The sequence below is a fragment of the Paenibacillus tritici genome, assembly GCF_013204885.1.
Classification (GTDB): Bacteria; Bacillota; Bacilli; order Paenibacillales; family Paenibacillaceae; genus Paenibacillus_AQ; species Paenibacillus_AQ tritici.
On record NZ_JABMKX010000005.1, the window covers coordinates 170,233 to 189,213 of the forward strand.

General features: G+C 54.8%; 17 protein-coding genes and 1 riboswitch. Of the genes, 15 read left to right on the top strand and 2 right to left on the bottom strand.

Annotation, left to right across the window (positions count from 1 at the left end):
- Nucleotides 1–342: 342 nt before the first annotated feature.
- The 6 genes from HQN87_RS10430 (at nucleotide 343) to HQN87_RS10455 (ending at nucleotide 9,142) form a co-directional block, all read left to right on the top strand.
- On the top strand, nucleotides 343–5,052 hold the full coding sequence (locus HQN87_RS10430) for a WIAG-tail domain (protein ID WP_173131856.1): 4,710 nt from the start codon (nucleotides 343–345) through the stop codon (nucleotides 5,050–5,052).
- Between the two features lie 479 nt (nucleotides 5,053–5,531).
- Nucleotides 5,532–6,374, top strand: a complete 843-nt coding sequence (locus tag HQN87_RS10435; protein WP_246553037.1) for a glycosyltransferase family 2 protein — start codon at nucleotides 5,532–5,534, stop codon at nucleotides 6,372–6,374.
- Nucleotides 6,371–7,363: a glycosyltransferase family 2 protein gene (locus HQN87_RS10440; protein ID WP_173131862.1), complete on the top strand. Its 993-nt coding sequence runs from the start codon at nucleotides 6,371–6,373 to the stop codon at nucleotides 7,361–7,363. The genes HQN87_RS10435 and HQN87_RS10440 overlap by 4 nt, the downstream gene beginning before the upstream one ends.
- The gene (locus HQN87_RS10445; protein WP_173131865.1) at nucleotides 7,360–8,097 is read left to right on the top strand and encodes a glycosyltransferase family 2 protein; all 738 of its coding nucleotides are present in this window, start codon (nucleotides 7,360–7,362) and stop codon (nucleotides 8,095–8,097) included. Before HQN87_RS10440 ends, HQN87_RS10445 begins: the two co-directional genes overlap by 4 nt.
- A 48-nt stretch (nucleotides 8,098–8,145) precedes the next feature.
- Nucleotides 8,146–8,877, top strand: a complete 732-nt coding sequence (locus HQN87_RS10450; RefSeq protein ID WP_173131869.1) for a sugar phosphate nucleotidyltransferase — start codon at nucleotides 8,146–8,148, stop codon at nucleotides 8,875–8,877.
- Nucleotides 8,878–8,890: 13 nt separating this feature from the next.
- Nucleotides 8,891–9,142 carry a hypothetical protein gene (locus HQN87_RS10455; RefSeq protein ID WP_173131872.1) on the top strand — a complete coding sequence of 84 codons (252 nt, stop codon included), beginning with the start codon at nucleotides 8,891–8,893 and terminating at the stop codon, nucleotides 9,140–9,142.
- Nucleotides 9,143–9,415: 273 nt separating this feature from the next.
- Here the strand turns inward: HQN87_RS10455 and HQN87_RS10460 are convergent, their stop codons facing one another.
- Nucleotides 9,416–9,940, bottom strand: coding sequence for a GNAT family N-acetyltransferase (locus tag HQN87_RS10460; RefSeq protein WP_173131875.1), 525 nt, complete (start codon nucleotides 9,938–9,940; stop codon nucleotides 9,416–9,418).
- A 261-nt stretch (nucleotides 9,941–10,201) separates the two neighbouring features.
- Between HQN87_RS10460 and HQN87_RS10465 the strand changes: the two genes are divergently transcribed.
- The 9 genes from HQN87_RS10465 (at nucleotide 10,202) to HQN87_RS10505 (ending at nucleotide 18,094) form a co-directional block, all read left to right on the top strand.
- Entirely contained in the window at nucleotides 10,202–10,495 is a 294-nt protein-coding gene (locus HQN87_RS10465) for a nucleoside-diphosphate sugar epimerase (RefSeq protein WP_081751236.1), read from the top strand.
- 36 nt (nucleotides 10,496–10,531) lie between these two features.
- Nucleotides 10,532–10,870, top strand: coding sequence for an alpha-helical endospore appendage domain-containing protein (locus HQN87_RS10470; RefSeq protein WP_173131878.1), 339 nt, complete (start codon nucleotides 10,532–10,534; stop codon nucleotides 10,868–10,870).
- Nucleotides 10,867–11,151, top strand: a complete 285-nt coding sequence (locus tag HQN87_RS10475; RefSeq protein ID WP_173131881.1) for a hypothetical protein — start codon at nucleotides 10,867–10,869, stop codon at nucleotides 11,149–11,151. Before HQN87_RS10470 ends, HQN87_RS10475 begins: the two co-directional genes overlap by 4 nt.
- Nucleotides 11,152–11,175: 24 nt before the next feature.
- Entirely contained in the window at nucleotides 11,176–11,565 is a 390-nt protein-coding gene (locus HQN87_RS10480) for a FliH/SctL family protein (protein ID WP_173131446.1), read from the top strand.
- Between the two features lie 188 nt (nucleotides 11,566–11,753).
- Complete coding sequence (locus HQN87_RS10485) at nucleotides 11,754–12,281, top strand: GNAT family N-acetyltransferase (protein WP_216857230.1); 528 nt, start codon at nucleotides 11,754–11,756, stop codon at nucleotides 12,279–12,281.
- A gap of 153 nt (nucleotides 12,282–12,434) precedes the next feature.
- Nucleotides 12,435–12,533, top strand: a riboswitch (purine riboswitch).
- 62 nt (nucleotides 12,534–12,595) lie between these two features.
- Nucleotides 12,596–13,933: a 5'-deoxyadenosine deaminase gene (locus HQN87_RS10490; protein ID WP_173131884.1), complete on the top strand. Its 1,338-nt coding sequence runs from the start codon at nucleotides 12,596–12,598 to the stop codon at nucleotides 13,931–13,933.
- 551 nt (nucleotides 13,934–14,484) lie between these two features.
- Entirely contained in the window at nucleotides 14,485–16,383 is a 1,899-nt protein-coding gene (locus HQN87_RS10495) for an LTA synthase family protein (RefSeq protein ID WP_173131888.1), read from the top strand.
- Nucleotides 16,384–16,391: 8 nt separating this feature from the next.
- Nucleotides 16,392–17,825: a glycan biosynthesis hexose transferase WsfD gene (gene wsfD, locus HQN87_RS10500; protein WP_173131892.1), complete on the top strand. Its 1,434-nt coding sequence runs from the start codon at nucleotides 16,392–16,394 to the stop codon at nucleotides 17,823–17,825.
- A 95-nt stretch (nucleotides 17,826–17,920) separates the two neighbouring features.
- The gene (locus tag HQN87_RS10505; RefSeq protein WP_173131895.1) at nucleotides 17,921–18,094 is read left to right on the top strand and encodes an aspartyl-phosphate phosphatase Spo0E family protein; all 174 of its coding nucleotides are present in this window, start codon (nucleotides 17,921–17,923) and stop codon (nucleotides 18,092–18,094) included.
- A 67-nt stretch (nucleotides 18,095–18,161) separates the two neighbouring features.
- On the opposite strand, the gene HQN87_RS10510 is transcribed toward HQN87_RS10505, so the two are convergent.
- Complete coding sequence (locus HQN87_RS10510; protein WP_173131898.1) at nucleotides 18,162–18,938, bottom strand: AAA family ATPase; 777 nt, start codon at nucleotides 18,936–18,938, stop codon at nucleotides 18,162–18,164.
- Between the last annotated feature and the right edge of the window lie 43 nt (nucleotides 18,939–18,981).

Below are 18,981 nucleotides of genomic sequence, written 5' to 3' on the forward strand. Positions count from 1 at the left end.
CTTATATTTCTCGCTGAAACGAATACCGTCCTTATAAAAGGACGGCAAAGCCGTTTCCACTTGTCTCCTGTCATTGTATGTATGTACGTGCCCCTAAGGGTTGGACGGATGCGCGGCGGCAGATGCCCTTTTTTGGAAGGATAAGAATGGGTTACTAACGGAAGGAATGGTGTCATCCGCCCATGTAGCTGCATATGATGCCTAGAAGAAACAACAGATGGAAGGAGGAGACTGCTTGTGAAGGGCTCCAAACGAAATCGGCAACGCAGTTCAAAAAGACCGCTCTACTATGTAGATGATCCCAACAAGACTGAACTTAGCATGTTGAGCAGCAGTCCCAGAATGAAGGAAAGCAGAGAAGCTGCTGAGGTGGAAGTATTGGACGCAGAGGAATGGGAGCTGCAGGTGAGCGCGGTGGAGACGCTGGAAGTGACGGAACCGCTTCAGCAGACTTTGCATGCACGGGAGGGGAGTCAGGAAGCGGCGGCGGAAGAGGAGTACCAGTATGAAGACACTGATTCTCTGCCTGAAGTGACTGCATATGTTCCCGTGGAAAAAGAACGCCTGAAGCCCGTGTATACCGATGATCTGTCCGATGCCGCAGTCACCGGTCCCAAAATTGCCCCGCGGACTATCGACGGGTCTAAGCTGAAGCATGGCATCATCGGTACTCCCTGGCTGCAGGACTACGCTGTGCAGAATATCAATCTTGCGGATCGCGCGGTTACCTCCCCGAAGATCGCGCCGGAGTCGGTTACCGGTGAGCATCTGGCGGAAAGCAGTGTCAGCGGGGGGAAGCTGCTTGATCATTCCATCGGCGGCGAGAAGCTGAAGGACGGCAGCATCGGTCCGGAGAAGCTGGCAGACCGGATTATTGGCGGAGAGCATATTGCCGACGCTGCGATCAGCAGCCGGCATCTCAGCGGGTGTATCATCACGGCGGAGCTGCTGGATGATGGTGCCGTTACCGGGGAGAAAATCCTCAGCAGCAGCGTTGTCAGCCGTCACCTCGCCAACGGCAGCATTGACCGCTCTAAGCTGGCCGATGAAGCCGTGTCCGCCGACAAAATCGCTGACGGTGAGATCAGCGGTGTCAAGCTGGGCGATGCTGTGATCGAGAGCCGGCATGTGGGTGAAGGCGTAATTACCGCCAAACATCTGGCACCGGGTGCCATTGGACGGGAACAATTGGCGACACGCCTCATCGGCAAGGAACAGCTTCAGCCCGGAATCATTGAGAGCGGGCACCTCTCGGATGGAGCTGCCGGGTCACGGCAGATCGCGGCGAAGGCCATCCGCAGCCAGCATATCAACCCGGAGAGCATTACGGCGGAGCATATTGCCGAAGGGGAGATTGGCAGCCGCCATCTGGCAGACCGCAGTATTTCCTTCGTGAAGCTGGCGGAGGGGGCAGTAGGTACTACACAGCTGATTGAGCAGGCGGTCACTTCTTCCAAAATTGCGGATCAGAGCATTCTGGCCCATAAACTGGCGGATGAAGCGGTAACAACACGCCATATTGCGAAATCTGCTGTGCGCAGTCCGCAGATTGCCCTGCAGGCCATCACTTCGGCTCATCTGCAGCGCGATGCTGTAGACCATTCCCATCTGGCTGCAGAATCCGTTGGATCTGTCCAGCTGCAGGAGCATTCCGTGCTGACCGGCCACCTGGCTAAAGGGGCAGTAACCGAAGAACAACTGGGGTATGAATCCGTTACAGGGGAGCATCTTAGTCCCCAGAGCATTACCTCAACCAAGCTGGCCGACGGCAGTATCATATCCGCTAAGCTGGCTACAGGCGCAGTCGGCGGAAATGTGATCGCAAGAGAGGCGGTAAGCGGCGAGCATATCGCGGTCTGCGCTGTAGAGGAGAAGCATCTGGCGGACGGCAGTATCAGTGGACGGGTGCTGCAGGAAGAGGCGGTAGCAGCTGAACATCTGGCATCCGGCGCGATTGAACGCCGGCATCTGGGGGACCACAGCGTAGCTTCGTCCGCGCTGCAATCCGGTGCGGTTACGGAAGATAAGCTGTCTTCCGGTGCAGTGAGGGAGGCGCATCTCGCTGCTGCTATTGTGCAGCCGCATCATTTGGCCGACCATGCCGTGACTTCATTGAAGTTATCGCCGGAGAGTGTCTCGACGGATAAATTAGGCGACCTGTCCGTTACTGCAATCAAGCTGGCCGACGGGAGTGTGAGTGCTGCGAAGCTGGCGGCTTCTGCCGTACAGAGTGAGCATCTGTCAGCAGGTGCTGTCGGCCCGGATTCTCTCGGTGACCTGTCTGTACAAGGCAGACATCTCGCACCTGGAAGTGTGGGCGGTGCACAGATCCGGCCCATGTCGATCGGCAACGGACATATCATTCCTAGCTCTGTCTCATCCATTCAGATTCAGGATGGCAGCATCGGCAGCGCCAAGCTGGCCGAAGGGTCGGTGGCCTCCCGTCATCTCACACCCGGAAGCGTGGACGGAAGCCATTTGGCTGAAGCAGCCGTGGAAGGGCGGCATATCGTAGATGGCGGCATCGGCCTGGCGCATCTGGCGGAAGAGGCCCGCAGTGCCCGGATCTTGCCGGACGGCAGTATTGGGGCAGAAAAGCTGGCAGCGGCGGCTGTAGGTTCGGTTCATTTGGCTGAAGACAGCGTGCAGTCCGTTCATCTGACGCAGGAAGCGGTGGAAGGCCGCCATATCCGTGCAGGTGAGATCACTCTTGCCCATCTGGCACCGGAGACGCGCAGTGCCGACCTTCTGCCGGATGGCAGCATCGCCGGAAGCAAGCTGGGAGCAGGTGCAGTAGGTGCCTTCCACCTTGCAGCGGGTAGTGTGTATAGCGGGCACCTGGCAGAAGGTGCCGTAGACAGCCGTCATATCCGCACCGGCAGCATCCAGCTTGATCATCTGGCCAAGGATACACTGACCACGGATCTGCTGCCTGACGGCAGTATAGACAGCGGGAAGCTGGCAGCCGGTGCGGTGGGTTCACTGAATCTGCAGCAAGAGAGTATTTATGGAGAACATCTGGTAGACGGTATCGTGCAGGAACGGCATCTGCGTCCAGGGTTAATCAAGCTTGCGCATCTGGCAGAGGAAACGCGGAGTGCGGAGCTGTTGCCGGACGGCAGTATTGGCGGGAGCAAGCTGGGGGCGGGGGCAGTGGGCTCTTTCCATCTGGCGCAGGGCAGTATATATGGAGGACATCTGGCAGCGGATGCGGTGGATAGCCGTCATATCCGCACCGGCAGCATCCAGTTAAGCCATCTGGCTTCCGAGACGATTAGTGCAGAACTACTGCCGGATGGCAGTATTGAAGGCAATAAGCTGGCCGAAGGGGCAGTGCAGTCACAGCATCTGCATCCGCAGAGCGTAGAGGCGGTGCATCTCGCAGACCGGGCTATCGAGGAACGGCATGTGGGACGCGGTGCGATTAAGCTTGAGCATCTGGCGAACGAGGTCCGCAGTGCCGAGCTGCTGCCGGACGGCAGCATCGAAGGCAGCAAGCTGGCTGAAGGGGCTGTGCAATCGCAGCATCTGCATCCGCAGAGCATAGACGCGGGGCATCTCGCAGACGGAGCCATTCAGGAACGGCATGTGGAACACGGGGCGATTAAGCTTGAGCATCTGGCGAACGAAGTCCGCAGTGCCGAGCTGCTGCCGGACGGCAGTATTAAAGGAAGTAAGCTGGCGGCCGGCTCTGTAGGGTCTGTCCATCTGGCTTCCGGCAGCGTCTATGGAGGCCATCTGGCTCCTGAAGCAGTAGATAGCTGCCATCTGCGGACCGGCAGCATCAAGCGGGAGCATCTGGCCGGGGATGTGCTGACCTCAGAGCTGCTCGGAGAGGGCAGTGTGGACGGCAGCAGGCTGGCGCCAGGCGCGGTGGGAACCAGACAACTGGCTGAAGGAGCTGTAGGGAATTCGGAGCTGCAGGACGAAGCGGTGGATGCTGCCAAAATCGCCCCCTTTGCGGTCCAGTCCCGGCATCTGGAAGAAGACAGCGTACAGAGCTATCACATTGTTCAGGGTGCAGTGAACGGAGATCATCTGGCTCCTGAAGCCGTGGATAGCAGCCATCTGCGGGCAGGCAGCATCAAGCGGGAGCATCTGGCCGGAGATGTGTTGACTTCCGAACTGCTCAGAGAAGGCAGTGTGGACGGCAGCAAGCTGGCTGAAGGTGCAGTGGGCTCTAACCATCTGGCCCCGGGCAGCGTCTATGGCGGACATGTGGCTCCGGATGCCATTGACGGGCGTCATATCCGAAGCGGCAGCATCAGCCGGGAGCATCTGGCCGGAGATGTGTTGACTTCCGAACTGCTCAGAGAAGGCAGTGTGGACGGCAGCAAGCTGGCTGAAGGTGCAGTGGGATCTAACCATCTGGCCCCGGGCAGCGTCTATGGCGGACATGTGGCCCCGGATGCTATTGACGGGCGTCATATCCGAAGCGGCAGCATCAGCCGGGAGCATCTGGCCGATAACACTTTGACCCCCAAGCTGCTGCCGGACGGCAGTATTACCGGGGAGAAGCTGGCTCTGGACAGCATCGGAACCAGACATCTGGCTGAAGGAGCCGTAGGAAATTCGGAGCTGCAGAATGAAGCGGTGGATGCTGCCAAAATCGCCCCCTTTGCGGTCCAGTCCCGGCATCTTGAAGAAGACAGTGTGCAGGGCTATCATATCGTTCAAGGTGCGGTGAACGGAGACCACCTGGCTCCCGGATCGGTTCATCCGGAGCATCTGTCCTTCCGTCCCGTGCAAAGTACAGGGAACAGGGAGGTACTGCAGCAGTTCGGTATGACGGCATTCATGTTCAATGGGGATGCCCAGAGTGTGGAGGTGACGGTTTCTTTTGATGAGGGCTTCGGCCATACCGGCTATGTGCTGGTTGCCATGGCCAATCAACCGTATTTTCATGCCTCGCTGAAGAACAGAACAGGCGGAGAAGCTACTATTGAAGTGGTGCGGCTGCGCGAGACACAGCATTTCTACGGAGTGCTGTCCTGGATCGCGCTTGGGACTCCGCTGGTCAAACCTTCTGTGGAGCAGCGCGTGTTTGACTGATAGATACAGGATAGGATGTACATGGGGCGCAGCCAGTGGCTGCGCTCTTTTTATGTGCTGGAAATTATAGATCCGAATGATGTTAGTACAAGACAGCAGTTGGATTTTGTACACTTGCTGATGGACGAATAGACGCTCCTGCAACAACAGGTGGACAAACAACACTTAAATCATGACAAATCCTCCAAAGCGGCAAAATCGCTAGTATTAAATGCTGTTTTTCCGCTTTCTTCAGTACTCTCCTTAGATATCGGGAAATTAAGCTGCATTTATCCACTTGCTTGCTGATGGACGAATACGGCTCTGCTGCTCCTGCAAACGTTCACTTGCCGGCTTATTGCCGGTCGGAGGCGCATAGCGGCATTTGTCCAATTATCTAAGTCCAGGGAGACACTTGCCGTTACCGGGTGTGGCGGAATACATAGACTATGGTGTAACCCTCAGCCCGGGAGCAGCCCTCTGAAGGAAGGTGGATGAGCATGAAACGTAAAAGAACATCTGCCCGCCGCCCGGGGCGGCGGGCAGCGCGAACACGGCGGACGATGATCGTGCCGGTACGGCCTGCTGTGCCGCCGCCTGCGGTGAATCATCCGGAGCCTTATGTATCCGTCATTATCCCGGCTATGAATGAGGCGACGACGATTGCCGCGGTGATAGCCGGAGCCAGAGGCGTTCATTCCCGCTGTGAGGTTATTGTAATTGTTAACGGTTCTGCGGATCGGACAGCAGACATTGCGCGCTCCTCCGGAGCGAATGTAATCATGTATGAGCAGCCGCTCGGGCATGATGTGGGGCGAAGTGTAGGCGCTGCAGCAGCCAAGGGAGAGATTCTGCTGTTTACGGATGGGGATCTGGTAATTCCCGCCTCGCAGCTGCGTCCTTTCGTGACGGCGGTCAGCAGCGGGGCAGATATAGCGCTGAATGATTATTCGGGCCCGGTGCGCAGCAGATTTCCGCATCCGGTAGTGTTATCCAAGCATGCGCTGAATCTTCTGCTCGGAAGACCTGATCTGAAGGGCTGCTCATTGACAGCCGTCCCCCATGCCATTAACCGCAGGACGCTGAACGTCCTGGGCAGCGGCCTCTTGTCCAGACCGCCGCTCGCGCATGCGCAGGCGGTGCTGGACGGTCTGCTTGTGACAGCGGTGCATAATGTGCCTGTAGGCAAGATGAACGCCGCCCGCCGTAAAATGAGCGGCAATGATCCTCTGCAGCAGGTCATCCTTACGGATCACCTCGATGCCGTGGCAATGGTGCTGGAACGCAGGGGCGGCCGGGCGGGCTTCGGTGACGGCACCCGGCGAAGGGAGATAGTGAGATGATGGAACAGCGGGAGGTATCCGTCAGCGGCCATACTTCATCCGGACGACCTGCGGCCGGAAGCGGCAGCTCTAAAGGCCGCGCAGCAAGGCGCCGTGCAGTCCGGGGACCGGCGGCTAAGCGGTCAGCCCGGCGCCGCAGCAGACCTGCTGCAGCGGCGCGGGGACTCTCCAGGTCCAAGCGGCAGCGGAAGTCTGCTTCCGGTCAGGCAGCTCTGCCATTTCCGGCAGGTCAGGGTTCGTTGTCGGTTATTATCTCCGCAAGGAACGAGGAGCAGACTCTGCCGAAGCTGCTGGAGCAGGTGATGCGGCTGAAGCCGCAGGAGATTATCGTGGTGCTGAACGGCTGCAGTGACCGCAGCTTTCAGCGTACCCGGCTGTGCCGTCAGGCGACGGTCATATACATTCCGGAATCGGCCGGACATGATGTGGGGCGTTCGGTTGGCGCCAAGCTTAGCCGGGGAGACCTTCTGCTTTTTCTGGATGGCGATATGGTGATTCCTGCCGGGCAGCTATTCTCCTTCGTGGAGGCGGCAGGCCGGGGTGTGGATGTGGCGCTCAATGATCTTGACCCCCTGCTGCCTCCCTTTGGGCTAAGCGATGCGGTTACCCGCTGCAAGCTGTACCTGAATCAAGTTCTCGGGCGCAGTGATCTTGGAGCCAGTTCGATGACGGCTGTGCCACATGCGTTGTCCCGCCGGGCTCTGGAGCAGATTGGGTATCGTGAGCTGATGGTTCCGCCCAAAGCGCTGGCACTCTCCATTATGGGCGGGCTGCGGGTGGAGAAGGCCGGGATGGTTAATGTGATCAAGCATAACCGGCTGCGCCAGGGCAACACGGGAGCCGGTAATGCCATGGAGCAGCTGATTGCCGGCGATCATGCCGAAGCCCTGGTCTGGGTGATTGCCCAGCAGCGGACCCGCGGGCAGCTGTCTGTAGAGAGCCTGCTGGAGCACCGCCGCCAGATCGCAGCCTGGAGGAACGCCTTATGACACTGACCAGTATTATTATTCCTACGTATAACAGGCTCGGCCTGCTCCGCACTTGTGTAGAATCAATCATAGCGTACACCGGGTCTGCGTATGAGATTATTGTAGTGGACAATGCCTCGGACGACGGTACAGAAGCCTACTGCCGCGCCAGCGGATTGAAGTTCATCTCTTTTCCGGAGAACCGCGGCTTCCCTCTGGCCTGTAATGCCGGGCTGCAGCTGGCTGCGGGAGATGAGCTGCTGCTGCTGAACAATGACGTCATTGTGTCGCAGGGCTGGCTGGATAATCTGAAGAATGCCTTGTACAGTGCCCCCGATATTGGAATTGTCGGACCGGTGACGAATTATGCCAGCGGCCGGCAGCAGGTGAAGACCAGCTATACGGATATTTCAGGGTTTCATGCAGAGGCGGTCAGGGCGAATCTTCCGGATGCGGCAAAGTGGCTGGAGACCAGAAGGCTTGTAGGTCTATGCTTTTTGTTCAAAAGACAACTCATGGACGAGATTGGCCTGCTCGATGAACGATTTTCGCCGGGGCATTATGAGGATGATGATTACTGCTACCGTGCACGGCTGCAGGGATACCGGCTGCTGATCGCCGGAGATTGTCTGGTTCATCATGAAGGCAGCGCCAGCTTCAAGGAGGTCTATTCGGCCTCGCTGCAGGAGCTTGTGGAACGCAACCGCAGACTTTTTATGGAGAAATGGCAAGTGGACCCGTCGCAGTTCATCTGAGGCACCCCGGCCAAAGGCTAAAGACGTAGATAAAGAGGAGGAAAGTAAGTGAAAGGAGTCATACTGGCGGGCGGAACAGGAACAAGGCTATACCCGTTGACCCGGCTTATGAACAAACATTTGCTTCCGGTCGGCAAATACCCTATGGTGTGCTACGGTATTGAACGGCTGCGCCAGGGGGGAATAACCGATATTCTCCTGGTTATCAGCAAGCAGTCCGCAGGACAGTATACTGACTTTTTGGGCAGCGGCGCGGAATTTGGCGTATCCCTGACGTACAAAATCCAGGAGGCTGCAGGAGGTATTGCGGAAGCGCTGGAGCTGGCGGAAGGTTTTATTTTGCCAGGTGAACGGTTCGTTGTGCTGCTGGGTGATAATTTGTTTATGGATAATCTGAAGCCTTATGTGGAGCGTTATCTGCAGCAGCCGGAGGGAACGGCCAAGGTGCTCCTGAAGCCTGTCGATGATGCGCGGAGGTACGGAGTTCCGGTGTTTGACAGCGCAGATGCTTCCCTGATTGCTTATATCGAAGAGAAGCCGGAGCAGCCGAAGACGAAATTCTGTGTTACAGGCATCTATATGTACGATGAAGCTGTGTTCGATATTATCCGCCGCATATCCCCTTCGAGAAGGGGGGAGCTGGAGATCACCGATGTGAACAACATCTATGCCGCAGAGCGCAAGCTGAGCTATGATGTGCTAAAGGGCTGGTGGAGTGACGCGGGAACCTTCCAGTCTCTGCGCGAAGCCGGAGAGAAACTGAGAGATACGCTGCCCTGAGGGGCGGCTTTTTTTGGTTAAGATGGATGGACATGCTTCGCCTCTCACATTGAAACTAGAAATCAAAGGGATAAATCCCACAGAGGAGGCTGGAAGATGGCAGTATGGTGGAATCAAAGGGATAAATCCTATAGATGTGGTTGAAAGTTGGCTGTACGGAGGAATCAAAGGGATAAATCCCACAGATGAGGGTGAAAGTTGGCTGAACGGGAAAATCAAGGGGATAAATCCCACAGATGTGGCCGAAAGTGGCCGGAAAGCGTGAAGGAAGAGCAATAGTGCACCTGAATCTGCCGAAAGTAGCTGGGAATCGCAAAGGAGGAGCAATAGTGCACCTGAATCTGCCGAAAGTGGCTGGGGAGCGCGAAGGAAGAGCACTAGTGCACCTGATTCTGCCGAAAGTAGCTGGGAATCGCGAAGGAAGAGCAATAGTGCACCTGAATCCACCGGACGCTACCGGGGAGCGCGAAGGAGGAGCAATAGTGCACCTGTATCCTGAATCCACTCTTCTTCTCGCCGTCAACTCTGCCTCCCGCCGTCAACTACTGTCCGGACGGGCGATTCTCCACCAGAATAAGTCTTCTGTCTCCCGGTACGGCTCGGCGTCCAGATGCTGGAGGACATGGTGCGAGGCAAAGTTATCCTTCTCAGTATCCGCGATGACCCAGCGTGTATCAGGATGGCTGAAGATCCAGGCGGTGATCTGCTTCAGCGCTTCTGTAGCGTAGCCCTGGCCCCGATATTTCTCATCAATGACATAGCCTACAATAACCTCTCCTTGTTCATTCGGGAGGCCCTTGAGAATGAGGAAGCCGATAATCTGCTGCTCCTCACGGTGAATAACGGCCCACTGGGTTAGCCATGGATAGTTCTGCTCATCCTGCAGCACCTTAGCATACCTCACCCGCATAGCATAACGCATCTCTTCGTCATCCAGCAGGGTGACAGCCGGGGTAACTCTCAAGCCCAGCGCAAGCTCCAGCTCCGCATAGTCCTCCAAGGCTAACGCCAGCTCGGCAGCATTCAGGGGCCGCAGCATCAGGCGGTTGTCTGTATGTGCCATCCATAACCTCCCGTTCTAATCCGCATACATAGCTCCGGATACAAACCTCTTATTTCAGCCAAGCATAGTCTGCGGCTCAGCCTGTTGTCAATATCCTCCAGAGCGAAATTTGTCCCGCTATCCCCGAAGCGAATCTCGCACGGCAAGCTGTGAACTTCAACTGCCCTGACGCAGATATCCCTCTACAACTTACGGTGCTTCTCCGGCACCGCCAAGGCTGATGCCGCATATGCTGTAGCAGGGCGTTTGAGCAAAGGAGACATGAAGGTGCAGAGTAAAATTACAAAAGTCCTGCAGCACATGGCCCATACGCACGAACAAATGGCACGGATTCTCGACGCCGAACGCCACGTAGCCGTCCGTATGTCGCAAATAGTTCACGATCTGCCGGATGCGGACCCTGATTTCGGCGGATTCAGTGGGCTGGTGGAAAGCTCAGGTCAAGTCAACAAAAACATCATTGCTTACTTGAATGCACTTGCTGATCTTGAAGAGGCCATGGCTGAGGGTGTTGGCAGGGTAATTAAGGAACTAAACGGTCAGGAAGAAGAGTAGGAGTAACGTCGTGTAACTTGAGCAAGGAGGCGGAGGATGAGCAGAGAAAAGGCATATCTGCAAATGCTGGAGTCGACCGCTGCCATCCAGTGGAACATCGCGATGATTCTTGAGGCCAAAGCGGTGGAAGCAGAAAAAGTGAAGCAGTGGACCCATCACCATATCCACGCTAGAGCATTCGACTCCCACGAAGACCAGTTGAAGGAATCCATCTCCATTCATGAGGTCATCGTGGAGATGGTAGAGGGACTGACGAAGCTGGAGAACGGGCTGTACAGTAATCTGAAAGCAGTGCTGGGCAGCGGTGAAGATGAGGGCGGCGGCTTCGGCGGAGATGGCGGAGATGGCTTCAGCTTCGGGGAAGACAGCAAATGAGCGGCGGGCTTCTCTCCGAGCATGCCGTCAAGCTGGAGATGATCCGCTCGATCGCCCGTAGCCAGGCAGCGCTCGCGGCCATCCTGGAGAGCATTGCCGAAGTGACGGGGCAATCGGAGCTGACAGCCCGCAAGCTAAGCGACAACATCAGGATTCTTAGTGGGTACCAGAGCTCGATGTGCCGGATGATATCCGGTATTTCGCTGCATGAGCCCAAAGAAGGAGTACCTGCCGCACCCTGGCTGAGCAAGGTTTGCTCGGGAGGGGACCGCCAGGAGTAGATGAAGTACAGGAGGCGTAGAAGAATGAAGAGAAAGAAACAGGGCAAGCTTCGTTCCACAAGCAAGGTTCGCAAACGCAGACCGCTGTTATCACGGAAGGCACGGTTACGCAAGAGCCTTGGGCGCAAAACGCGCAGAGGTCTGCTCCGCAAGACAGGGAGAAACTCACTGCTGCTGCGCAAGAAAAGAAGGCTCCGCAGACGGCTCCGCAGGACTCGTGCCCTTCAGGTCATACCGGGAGTAGAGACACCTCTGGTTCCGCAGGTGGTTCCGCTCCCCCCGGATCTGGGCGTCCCTCCGGAAATGCCGCCGGGAGACGCCTTTCAGCAGGGCTACACCGAAGCATACAACGTGGGGTTCGACGCCGGTTTCGCCAAGGGCTTCGAGGACGGGCATAAGCTGGAGCTGGGCTGACAGAGCCGCAGGCACAGCGGTGGCCTAGAACAACAGCTATAGAGGATGGCGCCTATTGTGCCGCCTCTATAGCTCATGGGACACTTTGGCATACAGCGGAGTATCGGAATTTCCGCCCGGATATGGTAGACTTCTTACCAGAATCTTTATCGGGGTTCACCATCCGGACAGGAAAGCGGGGAGTGTATATGATTGGAAATGAGTTACGGAGAGCGCGCAGCGGGGAGATCGGGGAGATTATGAATCTGATTTCTAAATGTGTACAAGTTATGCAGGCCGGAGGAAGCGATCAATGGAATGAGAGCTACCCTAACCGTGAAGTCATCAGTGAGGATATGGATAAGGGTACCTTATTTGTCTGTCTAGACCGTGAAGCTATTGCCGGCATTCTTGTGCTGGATGAGAATCAGGCGGAGCAGTATAAGAGCATTGAATGGACACAGGCACAGGGGCCGCATCTGATCATGCACCGGCTGGCGGTTCATCCTGAGTTTCAGGGGAAGGGGATCGCCCGGCAGCTCATCGCTTTTGCCGAGGATTTCGCCCGAAGCGGCGGGTACACGAGTATCCGGCTGGACACTTATGCGAAGAATCACAGGGTCCTTAAGCTATATCCTTCTTTGGGTTACTCCCTAAGAGGCGAGATTCATTTTCCCGGCCGTACCGCTGCTTTTCCTGTATTTGAGAAGGTCCTCACGGAGAATGCCGAGAATTAAGGTTGATTGTGTTATGTAACATTACATATTTAGCGAGTGAAAGACCTATTAGTTACGATTTAAACCTTTTTCATAATAAACAAGTTATTATGTTAACTTTAATAACTTATGTTGACAGATAAGTTATCTTTACTTTATGATGGGATTATTCATAAGCAACTGAATAGTCCTTTTCGTATATCCTTAATAATTGGTTTAAGGGTCTCTACCGGGAACCGTAAATTTCTGGCTACGAAAATATGCAGAGGCATATTTTTGTGGCCTTTTTGTGTTACCCGTCAGCCGGATATCAACCAGACTAGGGGGAGAAGACCATGGCGAACATCCTGATCAAGCAAGCGGAGATCATAACGATGAATAAGCAGGAGGAGATTATACACGGGGATATCCGTATCCGGGATAACCTCATTGTGGAGATCGGCAGCGGCCTTGAGGTGCAGGGGGAGGAGACGGTGCTGGATGCGAGGAACCGGACGGTTATCCCCGGTTTCGTGCAGACCCATATTCATCTGTGCCAGACGCTGTTCCGCGGCAAAGGCGATGACCTCGAGCTGATGGACTGGCTGCGCAAGCGGATCTGGCCGCTGGAGGCGGCGCATGATGAAGAGTCGCTGTATTATTCCGCCATGCTCGGCATTGGTGAATTAATTACAAGCGGAACAACGACCATCGTGGATATGGAGACGGTACACCATACGGATTATGCTTTTCAGGCGATTGCGAAGAGCGGTATCCGCGCTTTGTCGGGTAAGGTGATGATGGATCAGAAGAACCCTGACGTCCCGGCGGCCCTCCAGGAGGAGACGGCGGTGTCCCTTCAGGAGAGCGTGGATCTGCTGGAGAAGTGGAACGGATACGGGAACGGGCGGATTCAGTATGCGTTCTCCCCGCGGTTTGTCATTTCCTGCACGGAGCCGCTGCTGAAGGAGGTGCGTAATCTCTCGGCGCGCTACGGGGTCAAAGTACACACTCATGCTTCCGAGAACCTGGGCGAGATTGAGATTGTCCAGGCGATGACCGGTATGCGCAATGTGGTCTATCTGGATCACCTGGGGCTGGCTAACGAGCGTCTGATTCTGGCCCATTGTGTATGGCTCGATGCGGAAGAGAAGCGGATTCTGCGGGACCGTGGTGTTCATGTCAGTCACTGCCCGGGTTCTAATCTCAAGCTGGCTTCCGGCATCGCTGATACTCCGGGAATGCTGCAGGATCATATTCACCTCAGTCTTGGCGCAGATGGTGCCCCCTGCAATAATAACCTGGATATGTTCAACGAGATGCGCCTGGCGGCAGTCATCCAGAAACCGCTGCATGGCCCGACTACGATGGACGCCCGGAGCGTATTCCGGATGGCAACGATCGGCGGAGCGAAGGCAGTAGGCATGGAAGATCAGATCGGCAGCATCGAAGTCGGCAAAAAAGCGGATCTGGCGATTCTCAATCTCTGCAATTTTCACACGTTTCCTTCCTATGATGTGGACCCGGTCTCGCGGATCGTCTACTCCGCCACCCGTGCCGATGTGGAGACGACCATTGTGGATGGTGAGCTCCTCATGCTTAAGGGCCTCTTGAAGACCGTCGATAAGGAAGTCGTGCTTCATGAAGCCAACCGTTCCATTAAAAGACTGCTGGTGAACACCCCGCTGGGGTAACGGGTGGCATTTCTGTTTATTAAAATTAGGCTGTTGGAGAATCCGTAACCTGGCGGCCGGAGATCTAAATATTCACCGAATTAGGATCGGTTGGAGTGGGCGACTATCCGGTCAAGCTATATACTACGCAGGGGACTCCGGTCCTCTGTTTTTTTATTAATTTTTTGTTAATACACGCTACGTCAGCGGAAATATTGTACTTTTTGCAGCTTGAATCTCAAGATGTCATGTGTTCGTAAGGCTTGTTGCACAAATTGCAATAATTGTCCCCGCTAACCCTCTTGGAGGAGAGGATTGCTGACTTTTGGGCAACAATTCTAAAATAGAGCCGAAATAAACAGGGGAATGTTGTATTATAGTCAGGATTTTAAATTAGCAGATTCACAAAATAACGCGGCTGCGCGGAAGCCTCCTTATTCACTTGGGGCAGGACCCAGTTTTGATAACTATTTCAAGTATTGTTATACTAGAGAAATCTGAACTTTTACAGAGAAATGCAATATAGTTTACACAGACCTTCAATAAAGAGAGCATGAGGAGATCGGATGATGATGAATGATAAGAAACCTGCGTCCGTGCAGTTTCATTTCTATATAGTAGCGGGACTGATCTGGCTGAAGCTGTTGCTGCTGAGAGGGCTGTTCTTTGACCGGATTGCCTGGGAATGGATTGCTGCGGATATCGCGCCGGTGCTGCTGATTCTGGGAGTGCTGGCCGTCATTACGCCCGGGAGGATGAAAAAGGCTGTCTTCTGGAGCTTCAACGGCCTATTGTCACTACTGCTGTTCGGGGCCAGTGTGTACTTCAACCACTTCGGCTCGGTGCCGACCTATCTGGCGCTCTATGAGCTGCATCAGGTATTCCAGGTCAAAGAAAGCGTGGAATCCACGATTGAAATGATTGATTATCTGTTTTTGGCCGATCTGATGATTATGATTAGCTATTTGCTCTTCCGCAGATGGAAGAAGGGTCCTGTACAGCAGCAGCCTGGCAGTCAGCCTTCACGCAGAGCCCGGAGAGTCTATCTGGTGGTGCTGCTAGTGGCTATTATCGGCGGCGGTTCGCTGTCGGCTTATTCCATAGATTCTGCCCGGGGTATCACCAATGAGCTGGTCCAGGCGGAAAGTGCCGGATTCCTGAATTATGAGGTGGTCGCGGCGATCAAAGCCCAAGAGGATAGCGGCCTGATCGGGACCGGTGATATTGCTGAAACCATAGCCAAGGTGCAGGCACTGGAGGCTACTTATCCATACAAGGATATTGCAGGCGGACTGCCGGAACATTTTGGATCGCAAAAGGGTAAAAATGTGATCGTCATCCAACTGGAGGCATTTCAAAATTTCCCGCTGCATCAGTCGCTGGACGGGCAAGAGCTGACACCGGTGATGAACGGTCTGGCTGATGAGGGCTTCTATTTCCCGCATGTCTTCCAGCAGGTCGGCCCGGGCAATACCTCGGACGCGGAATTCATAAGCAACACCTCGGTTTATCCGATTGCCACCCTGGCGATGTCAACAGGCTTCGGAGACCGTGAGCTGCCCAGCCTGCCGCGTCTGTTGCGGGATAAGGGCTATGAGGCTTACACTTTTCATGTGAACAAGGTGGGCTTCTGGAACCGCAACGAGCTGTATCCGGCGCTTGGCTTCAACGGTTATTATGATAAGGGTTACTTTAAGAATGACCAGTTCAATTCCTTCGGTGCTTCCGATGAACAGCTGTATGCTACCGCTGTGGAGAAGCTGGCCCAGCTGGAGAAGAAGGGAACGCCTTTTTATGCGCAGCTCGTGACCGCCTCCAGCCATCATCCGTTCAAGGTGCCGGACAGCTTCCGGAGAATCCGGATGCCGGACAAGCTCCAGGATACGATGCTGGGCGATTATCTGACTGCGGTGAATTATACGGATTATGCGATAGGTACGCTGATTGACGGATTGAAGCGGCAAGGCATGTGGGAGGATACGGTGCTTGTGCTGTACGGTGACCATTTCGGCCTGCAGCCGAAGGATGTTCCGGAGGAGCAGGTGGAGGGGGCGCTAGGAATTAAGTATGATAACCGGATTAGCCGGTTCAACATTCCGCTCATTATTCATGCGCCCGGCATGAAGCAGGGACAGGTTGTGGAGCAGACCGGCGGACAGCTGGATGTGCTTCCTACTGTGGCTAATCTGCTGGGAGTATCGCTGAAGGACGAAGGGTTCACGGCATTCGGGCATGATCTGCTGAATATTGACCAGAATGTGGTAGGCATGCGGTATTATTTGCCGACAGGCTCCTTTTTCAACAATGAAGTCATGTTCGTGCCTGGCAAAAGCTTTGCGGACGGAGAAGCCATCTCGCTGGATACGCATGAGCCGGTGGCGGATTTCAATAAGTATCAGAGCGATTATGACTATATTCTGAAGCTGATGGGCTACTCGGATGAATATGTGAAGCTGCTTCCGCAGCGTTAGGAGAACTTATGAAAAGACTATTAAAATCAGAATATCTCATTACCCTGGCAGGCGGTGTACTGATCATCTACCTGCTGTTCATGAAGCCCTTCATCGGAGTGGCCGACAACGGCGATTTCCTGCGGATGATGAATACGATCGGACTGAACTATTATGAGGCTGCGGAGAGCTATGCCGACCGCTTTTTCAGCTTCAGTCATTCCAGCTTCTCCTATGACAATCTGTTCAGCGGCTTCTATCCGTCCTCGCAGATTCTTGTCGTGCTGATCCCAAGACTGCTTGCGGGGCTGGTCCATGGCAGTTATTTCGATATTCGTATACTCGGCGCTGTATATGCGCTGCTGCTGCTGGCTGCCACGTGGATGATTGTTAAGCTGGGGGCGAAAGCTTCCTATACAACAGGACTGCTGCTCGGTGCGGCAATGCTGTTTGTGTTCTACGATATCGGATATCTGGCTTATTTCAATTCACTGTATGGCGAACCGGTATCCATGGTCTTCATGCTGCTTACGTTCGCCTTGGGACTGAGAATTACAGGGCAAGAACGGCCAACACCCAAAGGGCTGACGCTGTTCTTCATTGCCGTGCTGTTCCTGATCTGCTCCAAAATCCAGAATGCACCGGTCGGTCTTGCCTTTGCGCTGATCTTCCTGCGTCTGCGGACCCTGAACGGGACAGGCAGCTGGCGTAAGCTTGCGCTTAGCCTTGGGGTGGCCACGGCGCTGGTATCAGTGATCATGTATGTGGCGGCGCCGAAGGAGCTTAAGCATATCAATTTGTATCAGACCGTGTTTTTTGGGATCCTGAATGAATCGCCGGATGTGCGCGGAGATCTGCAAGATCTGGGATTGCCGGAGCGGCTGGAGGTACTGGCGGGAACGAATTATTTCCAGGGGGATACGGTGATCAAACAAGATGATCCTTCGCTTACGCCGGATTTCTATGACCGTGTGTCGCATAAGGACGTACTTTTCTTTTATATGAAGCATCCTGGCAGATTAATAGATAATATGCAGTATGCTGCTGAGAACAGCATGTCCATCCGCCCCTATTATCTCGGAAGCTATGAGAAAAGCGAGGGCAAGCCTCCAGGCGCGGTAGCGGGTATGTACAGCGGATGGAGCGAGCTCAAGAACAAGCATCTGCCTCATTCTCTCGGGTTCCTGGTCGTGTTCTACCTGGTGTATTACGCCGGAGTCCTGTTCCAGTACTTCCGCAGCAGAGAGATTGCCGGGCGGATTGCCGGAGAATTGATGATGCTGCTGGGGCTGATCGGGCTGTTCTCGTTCCTGGTACCGATCCTCGGTGACGGGCGGGCGGATATCGGCAAGCACCTGTTCCTGTTCAATGTCTGCTTCGATATGATGGCGGTGGCCATGTTTGGCTGGATCCTGCACAAGCTGACCGTAGTTCTGAAATCTGCTGCCCGGGCAAAGCGTTAATTGACCCGTTGCGGATTATAGAATACAATGTGTTTGGAACTTTAGTAAAAGAGTGGAAATGGCTTGATACAGCCTCATCCTATAAGGGGGCCGCTATGGGTAATGACGAATATAAGGATAAGATTGAACAGGCAAGGCAGGAACTGAACAAACTGGCCTTGGAGTACGGGATGCAGGATGTCCGGGTACTCCGCCAATCGGTGAAGCTGGATGCGCTTCTGAATGAATACAGTGATTGTCATACAGAGAAGGATGACCAGCTTTATTAGAGAATTACTGAGCAGCTATGCCAATACAAGAGACACTTTGACGGTTAACACCGCGGGGTGTCTTTTTTTATACAGGATCGAACTCATCGCCCAGCAGCTCACGGAGCATCTTCTGCCGGTCGGTCATGAAGGCGCGGGTAACCGCGTAATGGTCCGTGTCTTCCAGCGCAACAGGTGTAATGTGTTCTCCCTCCAGCAGGAGAATCTCCGCACCCGGATAGGACATCAGAATCGGGGAGTGGGTAGCGATGATGAACTGGGAGTTCTGCTCAGCCAGCTCATACATCCGCGCCAGCAGCGACATTTGCCGTAAGGGGGACAAGGCGGCCTCCGGCTCGTCCAGAATATAGATCCCCTGTCCGCCGAAGCGGTGGACGAACGTCGAGAAGAAGGATTCTCCATGAGACTGCTCATGCAGCGAACTTCCCCCATAGGAGTCTTTGATCTTTCTCCCCGCCAGCGGTTCCTCATCCAGCTCGTCGATATAAGTAGCGACATTGTAGTAACTCTCCGCACGCAGGAAGAAGCCGTCCCTCGGACGCTTAACCCCTCTGGCAATCCGCAGGTATTCATAGAGGCTGGAATGGGAGGCCCGGGTATTGAACGAGAAGTTCAGCGTCCCTCCTTCCGGATTGAATCCCCAGGCCGCAGCAATTCCCTCCAGCAAAGTAGACTTCCCGGTACCATTCTCCCCTACCAGAAAAGTAACCTGTTTCTGAAAAGCAAGCCGTTCCAAAGCACGCACCACCGGCAGATTAAACGGATAGCTCCCGAAGGAAGGGACCAGTGCGCGCAGCAGCTCCACATGACGGAGATACAGCATCGGACCATAGATTGAACTCATTTCTCAATTCCTCCTTAGTAGAATCTTCTCCCGCAAAGGCTTG

Bases quoted from the DNA above. Each gene is read 5' to 3' on its own strand.
- HQN87_RS10460 (WP_173131875.1), bottom strand. From the start codon at position 9,940: ATGGCACATACAGACAACCGCCTGATGCTGCGGCCCCTGAATGCTGCC.
- HQN87_RS10430 (WP_173131856.1), top strand. From the start codon at position 343: ATGAAGGAAAGCAGAGAAGCTGCTGAGGTGGAAGTATTGGACGCAGAG.
- HQN87_RS10465 (WP_081751236.1), top strand. From the start codon at position 10,202: ATGAAGGTGCAGAGTAAAATTACAAAAGTCCTGCAGCACATGGCCCAT.
- HQN87_RS10490 (WP_173131884.1), top strand. From the start codon at position 12,596: ATGGCGAACATCCTGATCAAGCAAGCGGAGATCATAACGATGAATAAG.
- HQN87_RS10505 (WP_173131895.1), top strand. From the start codon at position 17,921: ATGGGTAATGACGAATATAAGGATAAGATTGAACAGGCAAGGCAGGAA.
- HQN87_RS10495 (WP_173131888.1), top strand. From the start codon at position 14,485: ATGAATGATAAGAAACCTGCGTCCGTGCAGTTTCATTTCTATATAGTA.
- HQN87_RS10485 (WP_216857230.1), top strand. From the start codon at position 11,754: ATGATTGGAAATGAGTTACGGAGAGCGCGCAGCGGGGAGATCGGGGAG.
- HQN87_RS10510 (WP_173131898.1), bottom strand. From the start codon at position 18,938: ATGAGTTCAATCTATGGTCCGATGCTGTATCTCCGTCATGTGGAGCTG.
- HQN87_RS10435 (WP_246553037.1), top strand. From the start codon at position 5,532: ATGAAACGTAAAAGAACATCTGCCCGCCGCCCGGGGCGGCGGGCAGCG.
- HQN87_RS10475 (WP_173131881.1), top strand. From the start codon at position 10,867: ATGAGCGGCGGGCTTCTCTCCGAGCATGCCGTCAAGCTGGAGATGATC.
- HQN87_RS10445 (WP_173131865.1), top strand. From the start codon at position 7,360: ATGACACTGACCAGTATTATTATTCCTACGTATAACAGGCTCGGCCTG.
- wsfD (WP_173131892.1), top strand. From the start codon at position 16,392: ATGAAAAGACTATTAAAATCAGAATATCTCATTACCCTGGCAGGCGGT.
- HQN87_RS10470 (WP_173131878.1), top strand. From the start codon at position 10,532: ATGAGCAGAGAAAAGGCATATCTGCAAATGCTGGAGTCGACCGCTGCC.
- HQN87_RS10440 (WP_173131862.1), top strand. From the start codon at position 6,371: ATGATGGAACAGCGGGAGGTATCCGTCAGCGGCCATACTTCATCCGGA.
- HQN87_RS10480 (WP_173131446.1), top strand. From the start codon at position 11,176: ATGAAGAGAAAGAAACAGGGCAAGCTTCGTTCCACAAGCAAGGTTCGC.